The organism is Lacticaseibacillus manihotivorans DSM 13343 = JCM 12514 (genome assembly GCF_001435035.1).
Lineage (GTDB): Bacteria > Bacillota > Bacilli > Lactobacillales > Lactobacillaceae > Lacticaseibacillus > Lacticaseibacillus manihotivorans.
Map to the genome: position 1 here is coordinate 26,687 of NZ_AZEU01000240.1, position 15,799 is coordinate 42,485.

The following is a 15,799-nucleotide window of genomic DNA, read 5'->3' on the forward strand; positions in this document are numbered from 1 at the left end:
ACGCGAACCGCCACAAACCGGCGTCTCACTTGATTTCACTCCCACAGGCAATTGTCCAATTTTCCTTCGTTCTGCCAAGCCGCTTCCGCTCACATATTTTCTAAGTTGGTATGACTAACTTACAGATTGAAATGTCTCACCACCGCGCTGTCAGCTCGTGTAATCGCAGATACACGTTGGCATCACACGTTTCGTAGCCATCGGGTGTCAGCGGTCAGGCGTAGTGGAAGTGATTTGAAATTGGGACGGAAGCTGGCCGGCTCGACGTGGTGAGAATCTCGTTAGCGGTTTACCGCTTATGAGATTCCGCAGGGAAAGATCCGGCGAGTGGGGAGCGTAGCGACACATCTCGGCTAGCTTTCCCGAGGACCCTCTCCACGTCGAGCCGGCCAGCTGGAGGCCCAATTTCAAATCACTGTAACGGAGATAGACCACTGGCACCTGATGGCGAGCCTGAAACACTTACGATGCCGGACAGCAATACAATTTCAAAAGCCGGATTTAAAGATGAAAGAGTACAAAAAAACACTGAGTCCTTAGACTCAGTGCTCACGGCTTTAGTTGCCGCCGTTCTTTTTGATGATTTCTTCTTGGATAGACTTAGGGGTTGCTTCGTAGTGATCGAAAGTCATCGTGAAGGTACCACGGCCTTGAGTAGCGGAACGCAAAGTCGTTGCGTAACCGAACATTTCAGCCAGTGGGATCATGGAGTTGATCAATTGGGCGTTACCACGTGCTTCCATGCCTTCGACACGCCCGCGACGAGCAGTAACTTGACCCATCACATCGCCAAGGTATTCTTCAGGAACGACGATTTCAACATGCATGATCGGTTCGAGGATCACGGCACCAGCTTTAGGTGCAGCGTTCTTCAACGCGATGGATGCGGCAACCTTAAAGGCCGCTTCAGAGGAATCGACATCATGGTAAGAACCATCATATAACTTAGCTTTAACGTCGATCAATGGGTAGCCGGCGAGGACACCGTTAGCCATTGATTCTTTCAAGCCTTGTTCAACTGAAGGGATGTATTCACGAGGAACCACACCACCGACGATGGCATCTTCGAATTCGAAGCCTTTACCTTCTTCGTTAGGGGTAAATTCAACCCAAACATCACCATATTGACCTTTACCACCAGACTGACGAACAAACTTACCTTGGGCGGAAGCTTGCTTGGTGAAGGTTTCACGATAAGCAACTTGAGGGGCACCAACTTTGGCGCCAACCTTAAATTCACGCTTCATCCGGTCAACCATGATATCCAAGTGCAATTCGCCCATGCCGGCGATCAAAGTTTCACCAGTTTCAGGGTTGGTTTCAGCTTGGAACGTCGGATCTTCTTCACTCAGTTTTTGGATCGCAACGTCGAGCTTGTCACGGTCTTCTTTTGAGTCAGGTTCGATGGAAACTTGGATAACTGGTTCTGGAATTTCCAAAGATTCAAGGATCAATGGGTGGTCAACGTCAGTCAAAGAGTCACCAGTGGTGGTGTTCTTCAAACCGATGGCAGCCGCGATATCACCAGAGAATACTTCAGGGATTTCTTCACGGTGGTTAGAGTGCATTTGCAGCAAACGACCAACACGTTCACGGTTGTCCTTAGTGGCGTTCAAGACGTAAGAGCCGGATTCCAAAGTCCCAGTGTAAACACGGATGAAAGTCAAACGACCAACGAACGGGTCAGTGGCGATCTTAAATGCCAACGCAGCAAATGGCTTGTCGTCGCCGGCAGTCAATTCAACCGCGTCACCAGTTTCAGGATCAGTGGCGTTGTATGGCTTAACATCAAGAGGAGATGGTAAGTAGTCAACAACACCATCAAGCATCATTTGAACACCCTTGTTCTTGAAGGCAGAACCAGCAAATACAGGGAAGAATTCCAAAGCCAAGGTTGCTTTACGGATCGCAGCCTTTAATTCATCTTTGGTGATTTCTTCGCCTTCAAGGTACTTGTCCATGATGCCGTCATCAACGTCAGCAACGGCTTCGATCAAGTCGTTGTGGGCAGCTTCGGCAGCGTCTTTGTATTCGTCAGGAATGTCAACAACATCCCATTCGGAACCCAAAGCATCTTCATCGTACAAGTCAGCCTTCATTTCGATCAAGTCGATGATACCTTCAAAGTTATCTTCGGCACCGATCGGTAATTGCATTGCATGGGCGTTAGCGCCTAAGCGTTCGTGAAGGGTCTTCACAGAGTATTCGAAGTCAGCACCGATCTTGTCCATTTTGTTAACGAACACGATCCGGGGAACAGAATAAGTGGAAGCTTGACGCCAAACGTTTTCAGTTTGAGGTTCAACCCCGGCTTGGGCATCCAAAACAGTTACGGCACCATCAAGGACACGCAAGGAACGTTCAACTTCGATAGTGAAGTCCACGTGCCCTGGGGTATCGATGATGTTGACCCGGTGATCCTTCCAAAAGGCAGTGGTAGCAGCGGAAGTGATCGTGATCCCACGTTCTTGTTCCTGAGCCATCCAGTCCATTTGAGAAGCGCCATCATGAGTTTCACCGATTTTATGAATCTTACCGGTGTAATACAAGATACGTTCAGTCGTAGTGGTCTTACCAGCATCGATGTGGGCCATGATCCCGATGTTACGGGTCCGGTCTAACGGAAATTCACGCTTGTTGGCCATGTGAAAGTAGTTCTCCTCTCAATTGTTGTGAGTGATAAAAATTAAAGTAGTTTTCGTCGAGCGACGCCAAGCAACAGGCTTGCGAGTAAGTCGTCGCAAGGCAATGACCAAGTTCGTCACCACCTCACGCCACCTTATTCACAGCCTTAAAATCGCTTGGCGTCGCTTTGGGGATAAAACAATTGGCTACTATATGCCAAATATATGGATATAATAGCCAAACTGTCTTACCAACGATAATGTGCAAAGGCGCGGTTAGCGTCTGCCATTTTATGGGTGTCTTCGCGCTTCTTAACAGCCGCACCGGTGTTGTTAGCCGCATCCATGATTTCGCGCGCAAGGCGTTCGTCCATAGTGTGTTCACCGCGAGCACGGGAGTATTGCGTTAACCAACGAAGACCAAGGGTCGTACGACGGTCAGGACGTACTTCGATCGGGACTTGATAGTTAGAGCCACCAATACGGCGAGCTTTAACTTCAAGTACTGGCATGATGTTCTTCATGGCTTCATCAAAAACATCAACAGGTTCGTTGCCAGTTTCCTTCTTAATGATATCAAATGCAGAATATAAAATCGTTTGGGCCTTACCGCGCTTACCGTCGATCATCAAATGGTTGATGAGGCGGGTAACCAGCTTAGAATTGTAAACTGGATCAGGTAAGACGTCACGCTTTGAAACAGTACCTCGACGTGGCATGCTGATTGCCTCCTTATATATAAGTCGTGTTTTAAACTGAAATTGCAATTACCTCGGCGTTACCACCGCAGGATCAATTGCTTACTTCTTAGCCTTAGGGCGCTTTGCACCGTACTTGGAACGGGATTGCATACGGCCGTCAACACCGGCAGTATCAAGCGTCCCACGGATGATGTGATAACGCACACCAGGTAAATCCTTAACACGGCCCCCACGGATCAGAACAACACTATGTTCTTGTAAGTTATGGCCGATACCTGGGATATAAGCTGTCACTTCAATTAAGTTGGACAGACGAACACGGGCATACTTCCGCAAAGCTGAGTTAGGCTTCTTTGGTGTCATGGTGCCGACACGAGTAGCCACCCCACGTTTTTGCGGAGCTGGGGTGTTAGTAAGAGACTTCTTCTTGCTGTTGTAACCGAAGTTCAACGCAGGAGAGTTAGACTTTGTTACTTGAGACTTGCGACCTTGACGTACTAATTGGTTAATAGTAGGCATTTCAAGGTTCCTCCTTTCGATTCTGGTTTAACTTTCAAGTCCACACATCCAGGCGGTTCATTTTAATCGATAAAAAAATGGCCCACGAGACGGCGAAGTGGCAATTACCCAGTTCACTGCTCGGGAAACCCGAATAACTGGAAAAAAGCACCTTTGATAGTATACTAAGAATTCCAAGCGAATGTCAAGCATTTCAGAAAAATGCCCCGTTTAATTTGTGGATTCTTTCGGGTGCTTCCAAGGAGTGATGAATATGCTACAGATCCTGCTATTTTGGGGTGGTTTGGCCTACTTCGGTTTTCAAGATGCCACCACCCATTCCGTCCCTGCGCAGCCGTTTGAACTTTGGTGTCTCCAAATTTATTTGCTCAGCATCCCCACGCATGTCCTGTGGTGGGCGCCGTTGATTTGGTGGGCAGGCTTCTCACTACTCGCCCACTTCAACTATCTCGGTAGTGCCGATGCCTGGCTGACTGGCGTGCTAGCGACACAATTTGCCTTCATCCCCTTACTGTGGGTTTTATTGATCGCCTGCTTCACTGGATTAATCCATGCGACCTTATTGAAACAACATCAGCTCCCATGGATTCCGCATCTCGCAGTGGGAAGTTTGATCGTCACGCTGGTCCAACTGATCTGATTGATCAATGCCACGATCAACTATTGTGTTTAATTGTTGCCGACGCGTTTTGACTTTGGGCCGGAAACTGGCCGGCCCAAAGTCAAAACACAGAAACGCAAAAAGCGCCGCAACTTTAAAAGTTGCGACGCCTTTTTCATGCTTGCAGATTAGTTGTCAGACTTGGCAGCGTCATCAGCTTGCATTTGCTTTTCGATATCGGAAATCGAATAGACATTTTCGGAAACGGCACCAACCGTCTTTGGTTCCATATGACGGTAGGTCGCCATCCCAGTACCAGCTGGGATGATCTTCCCGATAATGACGTTTTCCTTCAAGCCGACCAAAGGATCGACCTTGCCGCGAATGGACGCGTCGGTGAGGACACGAGTAGTTTCCTGGAAGGAAGCCGCAGACAAGAAGGAGTTGGTTTCCAGAGATGCCTTGGTGATCCCAAGCAAGACTGGACGACCAGTCGCAGGAATCCCACCGGAGATGAGCGTGTCTTTGTTGCGGTCCTTGAATTCCGCAATATCAAGCAACGTCCCTGGCAAAATGTCAGTGTCGCCTGGATCCATGACGCGGATCTTGCGTAATTGTTGACGAACCATCACTTCGATATGCTTATCAGCGATTTCGATCCCCTGCATCCGATAAACTTTTTGGACTTCAAACAATTGATAGTTTTCAGTGCTCAAAGAGTCTTGGATCTTGATCAAGGCCTTAGGATCGATCGAGCCACCAGTCAAACGACCGCCACGATCAACGTGGTCACCTTCTGCAACCGCAACGCTTGAAGCGTATGGGACAGAGTAAGTGCGGGTATCGGTCTTGCCTTCAACCGTGATTTCACGGGTGTGTTCTGCAGGGTTTTCGTCGATGGCGGTAATGTAGCCGTCAACTTCAGAAACCACAGCAGGACCTTTAGGGTTACGTGCTTCCATAATTTCTTGGACACGAGGCAACCCTTGGGTGATATCATCACCACCGGCAACACCACCGGTATGGAAGTTACGCATGGTTAATTGCGTACCAGGTTCACCGATAGATTGCGCAGCGACAGTCCCGACTGCTTCACCGACTTCAACTTGTTCGCCAGTGGCGAGGTTGCGGCCGTAGCACTTTTGGCAAACCCCATGACGGGTGTCACAAGTGAAGACGGAACGGATGGTAACAGATTCAACACCAGCGTCGACAATGGCTTGGGCCATGTCTTCGTCCATCAAGGTATCGCGAGGCACGATCACTTCATGGGTTTGTGGGTCAAGCACAGACTTTTGAGTGAAACGGCCAACCAAACGATCGTACAATGGTTCGATCATTTCGTTACCTTCACGAATAGCAGAAACCACTAAGCCGCGGTCAGTGCCACAGTCTTCTTCACGCACGATAACGTCTTGGGCAACGTCGACAAGACGGCGAGTCAAGTAACCAGAATCGGCAGTCTTCAAGGCAGTATCGGTCATCCCTTTACGAGCCCCGTGGGTAGACATGAACATTTCCAAGACGGATAAGCCTTCACGGAAGTTCGAGATAACTGGCACTTCCATCATCCCACCGTTAGGCGCAGCCATCAAACCACGCATACCAGCAAGCTGAGTAAAGTTAGAAATGTTACCACGGGCCCCGGAATCACTCATCATGGAGATTGGGTTGTTCGGGTCAAAGGAGTCGATCAGCTTTTGTTGAATGTCATCTTTGGCATCGTTCCAAATGGAAATGGTGCGATCATGACGTTCTTGGTCAGTGATCAACCCACGACGGAACTGCTTGGCAACCGTTGCGACTTTGTTATGGGCTTCTTCGACAACCTCAGCTTTTTGTGGCAAGTTCGGCACGTCAGCAACCCCGACGGTCAAACCGGAGTTAGTGGCTTGCGTATAACCTAAGGTCTTCATGTCATCCAACAAGTCAGAAGTCCGTTGCACTTTGTAAGTCTTGAAGACTTCGGCAATGATCTTAGACAAGAAGGACTTCTTGAATGGGTCGATCAATGGCGCATCAGCCAAGTAAGCATGAATATCTTCACCTGATTGGATGAAGTGCTTATCCGGCACACCGTTGACGATGTTGTCTTGCGTTGGTTCATCCAAGAATGGCAATTCAGTTGGCAGGATCTCGTTGAAGATCACTTTACCCACGGAAGTCACCATGATCTTGTTGCGTTGATCATCAGTGAATGGCTTCTTAGGCATGGAGTTAACGGCCAAGCCGATCCGAGAATGCAAGTGGACATAACCGTTTTGTAAGGCCATCAAGACTTCGTTGGTGTCCTTGAAGATCATGCCTTCGCCTTCGCGGCCTTTTTGTTCCATCGTCAAGTAGTAGTTCCCTAAAACGATATCCTGAGAAGGCGTAACGATCGGCTTACCATCTTTAGGTGCCAAGATATGGTGAGCAGCGAGCATCAGCAAACGCGCTTCTGCTTGGGCTTCGTCAGATAATGGCACGTGAATGGCCATCTGATCCCCATCAAAATCGGCGTTGTAAGCTTCACACACGATCGGGTGCAAACGCATGGACTTCCCATCAACCAAGACAGGTTCGAAGGCCTGGATCCCTAAACGGTGAAGCGTAGGGGCGCGGTTTAACAGGACCGGACGTTCTTTGATAACATCTTCTAAGACATCCCAAATATCGTCGTCTTCGCGGTCAATTTTACGCCGAGCGTTTTTGATGTTGGACGCCATGTCACGCGCAACCAATTCACGCATGACAAAAGGCTTGAACAATTCCAACGCCATGGTACGAGGCAAGCCACATTGATAGAACTTAAGCGTTGGGCCAACATCGATAACGGAACGACCAGAATAGTCAACACGCTTGCCTAACAAGTTCTGACGGAAACGGCCTTGCTTCCCTTTCAACATGTGTGAAAGAGACTTCAATGGACGGTTACCAGGTCCTGTAACTGGACGGCCACGACGACCGTTATCGATCAAGGCGTCGACAGCTTCTTGCAACATGCGCTTTTCGTTTTGGACGATGATGTTAGGCGCATTAAGGTCTAACAAACGCTTCAACCGGTTGTTACGGTTGATGACCCGACGATACAAATCGTTCAAGTCACTGGTAGCAAAACGGCCACCTTCCAATTGAACCATTGGGCGCAGATCCGGCGGGATAACCGGAATGGCATCCATAACCATCCAGGCAGGATCGTTACCAGATTCCAAGAACGCATCCAAAATGTCCAACCGGCGGATCGCACGAGTCCGCTTTTGACCTTGGGCGGTCTTTAAATCTTCTTTGAGTTCCGCAACTTCTTGGGCCAAATCAACTTGGCTCAAGAGTTCCTTCACCGCTTCAGCACCCATTTTGGCGTTGAAGCCTTGACCGTATTCGTCACGCTTGTCGCGGTATTCGCGTTCAGTCAACAATTGTTTCTTTTCAAGTGACGTATCACCTGGGTCGATCACCACATAGCTGGCGAAGTAAATGACTTCTTCAAGGGCACGTGGGGACATGTCCAAAACCAAACCCATGCGAGATGGGATGCCTTTGAAGTACCAGATGTGCGTTACTGGGGCAGCCAATTCAATATGGCCCATGCGTTCGCGACGGACTTTAGAGCGTGTGACTTCAACGCCACAACGGTCACAAACGATACCCTTATACCGGATGCGCTTGTATTTCCCACAGGCACATTCCCAGTCTTTGGTCGGTCCGAAGATGCGTTCATCGAATAGCCCATCTCGCTCTGGCTTCAACGTCCGATAGTTGATGGTTTCTGGCTTTTTGACTTCACCATAAGACCATGAACGGATTTTGTCAGGCGAGGCTAAGCCGATTTGCATGCTTTCAAACTTGTTGACATCAATCAAAAGGCTACCTCCTAGTTGTTGTTATCGTCGCTGGATTGATCTTGAGTGGCTAGCGTTGCGGCTTCTTTGGCCTTCTTTTCTTCTTGTTCCTTGGCAAACTTCGCTAAGGCGTCAACAGAAACAACGTCGTCATCTTCATCATCCATATCGCGTAATTCAATTTCTTGTTTGTCTTGGTCGAGCACTTTCATGTCCAAACCAAGGGCTTGTAATTCCTTGACCAACACGCGGAATGATTCTGGCACGCCTGGCTTTGGAATTGGTTCGCCTTTAACGATGGCTTCATAGGTCTTCACACGACCCACAACGTCATCTGACTTGTAAGTCAAGATTTCTTGTAAGGTGTAAGCAGCCCCGTAAGCTTCCAAGGCCCAAACTTCCATTTCCCCGAAACGCTGACCACCAAACTGAGCTTTACCACCCAGTGGCTGTTGCGTAACCAGAGAGTAAGGTCCGATCGAACGGGCATGGAGCTTATCAGCGGACATATGAGCGAGCTTCATGTAGTACATGACCCCGACAGATACCCGGTTTTCAAATGGTTCACCAGTACGGCCATCATAAAGAATGGATTTACCATCACTAGCCATACCAGCTTCTTTAACTGTGGCCCAAAGATCTTCATCATTGGCCCCATCAAAAACTGGTGTGGCCACATGGATGCCTAAGTTGCGCGCAGCCATGCCTAAGTGCAAGTCTAAGACCTGCCCAATGTTCATACGAGAAGGCACACCCATTGGTGACAGTAAAATGTCAACTGGGGTCCCATCAGGCAAGAATGGCATATCTTCTTCAGGCACAACGATTGAAACCGTCCCTTTGTTACCATGACGGCCGGCCATTTTATCCCCAACTTCGATCTTACGTTTCTGGGTGATGTAGACGCGGACCTTCATGTTCACACCAGGAGACAATTCATCCCCGTTATCACGGGTGAAGATGCGGACATCTTGAATGATACCGCCGCCGCCATGAGGCACTTTCAAACTGGTGTCGCGGACTTCACGAGCCTTTTCACCAAAGATCGCATGCAGCAATCGTTCTTCGGCAGACAGTTCAGTCACACCTTTAGGCGTTACTTTCCCGACTAAAATGTCCCCGTCATGCACTTCAGCACCGACACGGATGATCCCGAATTCATCGAGGTCCTTGAGGGCTTCTTCACCGACGTTAGGAATTTCACGGGTGATTTCTTCAGGTCCAAGCTTGGTGTCACGGGCTTCTGATTCATATTCTTCAATATGGATGGAAGTGTAGGCATCTTCGCGAACCAATTTTTCAGATAAGACGATCGCATCTTCATAGTTGTACATGTTCCAAGTCATGAAGGCGATGATCGGGTTTTGACCTAAGGCTAATTCCCCGTTTTGCATGGCTGGGCCGTCAGCGATGATTTCATCGGCTTCGACTTTGTCACCTAAGCGGACAATTGGGCGTTGGTTGTAGTTCTTACCGGCGTTAGACCGACGGAACTTCATCAAGTTGTACTTGTCTAAAGCACCATCAGCACGGCGGATACGAATTTGCTTGGCATCAACGAATTCAACGGTCCCATCATGGGTAGCAAGTACTGCGATCCCAGAGTCATGGGCGGCTTTGTATTCCATCCCAGTCCCAACTAATGGGGCGTGAGGATTGATCAAAGGCACCGCCTGACGTTGCATGTTGGCACCCATTAAGGCCCGGTTGGAGTCATCGTTTTCCAAGAAAGGAATGCAGGCAGTGGCAACCGCAACTACTTGCTTAGGCGAAACGTCCATGTAGTCAACATGTTCAGCAGTGGTTTCGATGTTATCATCTTTTGAACGGGCCAAAATAGTCGCGTCAGCAAATGAACCATCTTCGTTTAACTTGGTGTTGGCCTGAGCCACAACATAGTTATCTTCTTCGTCGGCAGTTAAATAGTCGATTTTGTCGGTAACTTTATGGTCTTCCCATGAAACACGACGATATGGGGTTTCAATGAAGCCATAAGGGTTGACCACGGCATAAGAAGCCAAGGAGTTGATCAAACCGATGTTAGGACCTTCAGGGGTTTCAATTGGACACATCCGGCCATAGTGGGTGTAATGCACGTCACGCACTTCATAACCGGCACGGTCACGAGTCAAACCGCCAGGGCCTAAGGCAGACAAACGCCGCTTATGCGTCAATTCGCCTAATGGGTTAGTCTGGTCCATGAACTGGGACAATTGAGAACTGCCGAAGAATTCCTTGATGGAGGCCACAACTGGGCGAATATTGATCAATTGTTGTGGGGTGATCGTGGTGGTGTCTTGAATGGACATCCGTTCACGAACCACACGTTCCATCCGGCTTAAACCGATGCGGAATTGGTTTTGCAACAATTCACCGACAGAACGGATCCGACGGTTACCCAAGTGATCGATATCATCAGTGGAGCCGATGCCTTCTTGTAAGTTCAAGAAGTAGTTCATGGCAGCCACGATATCAGCTGGGATCAAATGCTTAGTCTTCTTATCAATATGGCCGTTGCCGATCATGTTGACGACTTTTTCAGGGTTGTTTTCGGAGTAGACCTTAACGACTTGCACTGTCATTGGGTCAGTGACGACGCCTTGGTCGCTTGGTTGATAAGTGATGGTCTTGAAATCATCTTTATCAAGGTAGTCGCCTAAGGTATCCATCACGTGACGATCAATCTTGGTGTCTTTGGCCACGATCACTTCGCCAGTTTCAGGATCAGCTAAGGTTTCAGCCAAAGTGCGGCCGAGCAAGCGAGTCTTTAAGTTGAGCTTTTTGTTGACCTTGTAGCGGCCAACATTGGCGAGGTCATAGCGCTTTGGATCAAAGAAGCGCGCATATAACAGACTGCGTGAAGAATCAGCAGTCTTTGGCTCGCCTGGGCGAAGCCGTTCGTAGATATCTTTCAACGCTTCGTCAGTCCGGGAATCATCGGTGTTCTTGTGCACATCTTTTTCCAAGGTGAGCATCAAGGAATCGTTATCGCCGAACATGTCGATAATGTCAGAATCAGCACCGAAGCCTAAAGCCCGGACCAATTCAGTCATTGGGATCTTACGCGTCCGGTCGATACGGACGTAAGAAATATCCTTGGCGTCAGTTTCAAATTCCAACCAAGCGCCACGGTTAGGGATCACAGTGGTGCCCCAAGTCATGCGGGAGTTCTTGTCAACGGCAGAGTTGTAATAAACCCCAGGCGAGCGGACTAATTGAGAAACGATAACCCGTTCTGCCCCGTTGATGATGAACGTCCCTTGATCAGTCATCAATGGGAAATCCCCAAAGAAGACATCTTGTGACTTGATTTCACCAGTTTCATGGTTAGTCAGGCGCAAAGTGACGTGTAATGGGGCCGCGTAGTTGGCATCATGTTGACGCGCTTCTTCAACGGTATATTTAGGTTCACGAAGATCATAGTCAACGTATTCCAAAGACAAGTTGCCTTGGAAGTCTTCGATCGGCATGATGTCGTCGAACATTTCCTTCAGGCCTTCGTCTAAGAACCATTGATATGAGTTGGATTGGATCTCGATCAAGTTAGGCAGATCGAGTACTTCTTTGATGCGGGAATAGGAACGGCGCGTGCGATGCTTGCCGTAATTCACTAAATGTCCTGCCAAGTATGAACACCTCTCATTAGTTTTATCGGACGGCGACTTCACAAATAAATATTACGTTTGTGTTACATCTGCCGATACGACTCCCATTTGGGCAAACAAAAACCCAAAAGCGCAAGAGAAAAAAATCGCGAACGCCTTGGGCTCAATATGCGCGTTGACGGACAATAGATCGCCAACACATGTGGGTCGCACCGAAATGCAATTGCATTAATAATACCTGTTTTTGAAATTGATGTCAAGTAGGCTGGATCAGGTGAAAGTCAGAGGCTCCAGCTGAGTGCCACGCAACGCTGTCCACAGGATTTGAGTTAACTCGCAAAAACCGCGAGTGGATCTCAAATCCTGTGCCCTTGTAAGGCGGTAAAACGCCAACAATGGTTCGACGGCTGGTGGCACTCAGCTTCCGCCTTTCACTTTCACCTTGCTCCCAATCACTGACTTGGCCAAATTCTAATTTGTCAGATTCGTGATTTTCGGCGCATCTTCAACGCTATGCGTTTATGTCTTAGCTATCCGGGTTTGAAAATCACGAGTTCAAAAAAGCCGCTTTCTTCTATAGAAGAAAACGACTCAAGTGATTAAGCTTTCACTGGTTCTTTTGGCTCAGTGGCAGGCTTTACCTTAAAGGTCAGCTTGCCGGCTTTCGCGCCGATGGTGATCAAATCGCTGGCTTTAGCTTGGCCAGTTAATAAGAGTTCCGATAACTCATCTTCGACATCGCGTTGCAAAGCCCGACGAATTGGACGCGCACCGTATTCTGGGTCAAAACCAGCCTTAGCCACAGCATCAATGCCAGCAGGGGTGATTTTGACTTTGATGTCTTGATCAGCCAAACGATGCAAGACATTCTTGGCCATGATCTTGACGATTTCATGGAGTTCTTCCTTGTTCAAGGAGTGGAACACCACGGTTTCGTCGATCCGGTTCAAGAATTCTGGACGGAAGGCGCGCTTAAGTTCTTCAAGCATCCGACTTTGCATGGCTTTAAAATCTGGACCGTTGCTAGTCGAAGCCCCAAAGCCCATGGTCTTTTCATCGCGTAAGGCAGTGGCGCCAATGTTTGAGGTCATGATCAAAATGGTGTTTCGGAAGTCGACGCGGCGGCCTTTCGAATCAGTCAAGTAGCCATCATCTAAGACTTGTAGCAAAATGTTGAACACATCTGGATGGGCTTTTTCCACTTCATCTAATAAAACGACCGAGTATGGCTTGTTGCGGACCTTTTCAGTCAGCTGGCCACCTTCATCATAGCCGACATAACCAGGCGCCGCCCCGATCAAGCGACTGGTGGAGAATTTCTCCATGTATTCAGACATATCCACGCGGATCATCGCGTCTTCAGTGCCAAACATTGCTTCCGCCAGCGCCTTGGCCAATTCCGTCTTCCCGACCCCAGTAGGGCCTAAGAACATGAACGAACCGATCGGACGCGTTGGGTCTTTCAAGCCACTGCGGGCCCGACGAATGGCACGCGATACGGCGCTGACCGCAACGTCTTGGCCAACCACGCGTTCATGCAAAACTTTCTCCAAGTTAACTAAGCGCTCGGATTCTTTCTTTTGCAGTTGGGTAACTGGCACACCAGTCCATTGGGCAACGACTTCAGCGACATCTTCGCCGGTGACTTGGACGTCTTTGCGCACGCCATTTTCATCTGCGTCGGAAGTTTGGGCGGCGACTTTTTCGCGGAGTTTTTGTTCCTTTTGGCGGATGACGGCAGCTTCTTCAAAATCTTGATGTAAAATCGCATCTTCTTTGGACTTCACCAAGTCTTCCAGCTTTTGTTCCATTTTGTCGGCTTTCGTCGGCTTGTCAGCTTCATCTAAGCGCACTTTGGCAGCAGATTCATCAACCAAGTCGATCGCCTTATCAGGCAAAAAGCGCGTGGTGATGTAGCGACTGGATAATACCACAGCTTCATGTAACGCGTCATCAGTGATGGTGACACCATGATGGGCTTCATAGCGGCCACGCAAACCATGCAAGATCTGCTCAGCTTCATCTTCGGTAGGTTCATTGACTTGAATCGTGGCAAACCGGCGTTCCAAAGCGGCATCTTTTTCGATGTACTTTTGGTATTCATCTAACGTCGTGGCCCCGATCAGTTGCAGTTCCCCACGAGCTAAGGCCGGCTTTAAAATGTTAGACGCATCAATAGCGCCTTCTGCCCCACCAGCGCCGATCAAGGTATGCAATTCATCGATGAATAAGATCACATTGCCATCTTGATAAATTTCATCGATGACTTTCTTCAAGCGGTCTTCAAATTCACCACGATACTTGGTGCCAGCGACCAAAGAGCCCATATCAAGCATCATCAAACGTTTGTGCTGCATATCGCTAGGCACAGAGCCAGCCACGATTTTTTCAGCGAAGCCTTCTGCAATCGCAGTTTTACCGACACCAGGTTCCCCGATCAACACTGGGTTGTTTTTGGTGCGACGCGCTAAGATCTGGATCAAGCGGCGGACTTCTTTATCGCGGCCCACCACTGGATCCATTTTGTTTTCGCGGGCGAGTTGAGTCAAATCGCGGGCGAGGCCATCAAGCGTTGGCGTGCCTTGTGATGCAGGCCGTTTGGTTTGGCGCGCAGCTTGGCGGGGCTTGGCAGCAGCTTCTGAAATGCCCATTTTCTTTAAGACCATTTGGCGGGTCTTAGATAAGGACAGGTCCAAGTTTTGCAGGATGCGAGCCGCTAAGATATCATCTTCGCGCAACAACCCGAGCAAAATGTGTTCCGTACCGATTTTCAAAGCGCCTAAGCGTTTGGCTTCGTCCCCGGCAAAGCTTAAGATCTCTTTACCTTTAGGTGAGTAAGGTAAATAAGTGTCGGCACTTTGATTTTGCGCATCAACGGTGCCATAGCCGGTGAAGCGTTCGATTTCGTCATGCACATCTTCTTGGCTGACCGACAACTGGCGCAAGGTTTTACCAGCGATTCCATCTTGTTCGATCACCAACGCCATCAACAGATGTTCAGTGCCGACTGCGTGATGGTGGAAATATTTAGCTTGTTCTTGGGCGATCATTAAAACGTTTTTTGCTGACGGCGTAAACAGATTATCCATACACTCATTCCTCTTTTCGATCAGTGTGTGCGTTCATATTGTAAACTGCGCAAGAATGACAACAACAGCCGTGCGCGCAGACGCCCTTCAGTATCAGCGTCAGCGACGTTTAAGGTTTGATGGCTCAACACATTGAGCATCATGTTGCCAGCTTGTTGTTCAACGATGCCTTCATCATACAACTTTTGAATCATTAAACGGGCATCTTGCACCCCAATTTGGCTGGGTAATTGTTCGATCATCCACGTGACCAAATCACAGTCAGTGCGCATTTTGACTTTGACGATGCGAATATAGCCGCCACCGCCGCGCTTAGACTCGACCACATATCCACGTTCTGGGGTGAAACGCGTCTTGATCACATAATTGATCTGTGAAGGGACGCAATCAAAGCGTTGCGCCACTTGGGCTCGTCTGATCTCGACTTCTTCTTCAGCATCCAGCAACGCTTTTAAGTAGCGTTCGATGATGTCCGTCACATTTTGGCTTGCCATCACGTCCCACCTTTCTTTAGGCATTGGTCTAGTTTGACTAATGTTGACTTTAATTATACGCAAATATAATAAAAAAGCCACTGTCCTCAGACAATGACCTCAATATCGGGAAAACGGGATTCGAACCCACGACCTCTGCGTCCCGAACGCAGCGCTCTACCAAGCTGAGCTACTTCCCGATGAAGCGGAAGACGAGATTCGAACTCGCGACCCCCACCATGGCAAGGTGATGTTCTACCACTGAACTACTTCCGCATACTTGTTCAAAATTCTTTGCTAAACGCAAAAAATGCACCCAGTAGGAGTCGAACCTACAACCTTCTGATTCGTAGTCAGACACTCTAT

8 protein-coding genes and 2 tRNA genes are annotated in these 15,799 nt (G+C 48.8%); 1 reads left to right on the forward strand and 9 read right to left on the reverse strand.

Annotated elements, in window-relative coordinates; genetic code table 11:
* Positions 1–557: 557 nt before the first annotated feature.
* From fusA to rpsL, 3 genes are all read right to left on the reverse strand, one after another.
* A complete protein-coding gene (gene fusA, locus FD01_RS12720) occupies positions 558–2,645 on the reverse strand; it encodes an elongation factor G (RefSeq protein WP_054717766.1) in 2,088 nt (695 codons plus the stop codon).
* A 227-nt stretch (positions 2,646–2,872) separates the two neighbouring features.
* Positions 2,873–3,343, reverse strand: coding sequence for a 30S ribosomal protein S7 (gene rpsG, locus FD01_RS12725; protein ID WP_054717769.1), 471 nt, complete (start codon positions 3,341–3,343; stop codon positions 2,873–2,875).
* A gap of 81 nt (positions 3,344–3,424) precedes the next feature.
* Complete coding sequence (rpsL, locus tag FD01_RS12730; RefSeq protein WP_056964667.1) at positions 3,425–3,844, reverse strand: 30S ribosomal protein S12; 420 nt, start codon at positions 3,842–3,844, stop codon at positions 3,425–3,427.
* A 253-nt stretch (positions 3,845–4,097) separates the two neighbouring features.
* Between rpsL and FD01_RS12735 the strand changes: the two genes are divergently transcribed.
* Complete coding sequence (locus tag FD01_RS12735; RefSeq protein ID WP_056964669.1) at positions 4,098–4,484, forward strand: hypothetical protein; 387 nt, start codon at positions 4,098–4,100, stop codon at positions 4,482–4,484.
* A 149-nt stretch (positions 4,485–4,633) separates the two neighbouring features.
* Here FD01_RS12735 and rpoC read toward each other — a convergent pair whose 3' ends face one another.
* The 6 genes from rpoC to FD01_RS12765 all read right to left on the reverse strand — a co-directional run bounded on the left by rpoC (position 4,634) and on the right by FD01_RS12765 (position 15,709).
* Positions 4,634–8,287 (reverse strand): DNA-directed RNA polymerase subunit beta', encoded by a 3,654-nt coding sequence (rpoC, locus tag FD01_RS12740; RefSeq protein ID WP_056964671.1) that lies wholly within the window; start codon positions 8,285–8,287, stop codon positions 4,634–4,636.
* An 11-nt stretch (positions 8,288–8,298) separates the two neighbouring features.
* Entirely contained in the window at positions 8,299–11,892 is a 3,594-nt protein-coding gene (gene rpoB, locus FD01_RS12745; protein ID WP_056964673.1) for a DNA-directed RNA polymerase subunit beta, read from the reverse strand.
* A 578-nt stretch (positions 11,893–12,470) separates the two neighbouring features.
* The gene (locus FD01_RS12750; RefSeq protein ID WP_056964674.1) at positions 12,471–14,960 is read right to left on the reverse strand and encodes an ATP-dependent Clp protease ATP-binding subunit; all 2,490 of its coding nucleotides are present in this window, start codon (positions 14,958–14,960) and stop codon (positions 12,471–12,473) included.
* A 20-nt stretch (positions 14,961–14,980) separates the two neighbouring features.
* On the reverse strand, positions 14,981–15,454 hold the full coding sequence (locus tag FD01_RS12755; RefSeq protein ID WP_054717777.1) for a CtsR family transcriptional regulator: 474 nt from the start codon (positions 15,452–15,454) through the stop codon (positions 14,981–14,983).
* 105 nt (positions 15,455–15,559) lie between these two features.
* Positions 15,560–15,633: transfer RNA gene (locus FD01_RS12760), tRNA-Pro, on the reverse strand.
* A 4-nt stretch (positions 15,634–15,637) separates the two neighbouring features.
* Positions 15,638–15,709 (reverse strand) — tRNA-Gly (locus tag FD01_RS12765).
* Positions 15,710–15,799 lie beyond the last annotated feature (90 nt).

What these genes read in the sequence shown, in the direction of transcription:
- fusA (WP_054717766.1), bottom strand. Translation starts at nt 2,645, where the DNA reads ATGGCCAACAAGCGTGAATTTCCGTTAGACCGGACCCGTAACATCGGG.
- rpsG (WP_054717769.1), bottom strand. Translation starts at nt 3,343, where the DNA reads ATGCCACGTCGAGGTACTGTTTCAAAGCGTGACGTCTTACCTGATCCA.
- rpsL (WP_056964667.1), bottom strand. Translation starts at nt 3,844, where the DNA reads ATGCCTACTATTAACCAATTAGTACGTCAAGGTCGCAAGTCTCAAGTA.
- FD01_RS12735 (WP_056964669.1), top strand. Translation starts at nt 4,098, where the DNA reads ATGCTACAGATCCTGCTATTTTGGGGTGGTTTGGCCTACTTCGGTTTT.
- FD01_RS12750 (WP_056964674.1), bottom strand. Translation starts at nt 14,960, where the DNA reads ATGGATAATCTGTTTACGCCGTCAGCAAAAAACGTTTTAATGATCGCC.
- FD01_RS12755 (WP_054717777.1), bottom strand. Translation starts at nt 15,454, where the DNA reads ATGGCAAGCCAAAATGTGACGGACATCATCGAACGCTACTTAAAAGCG.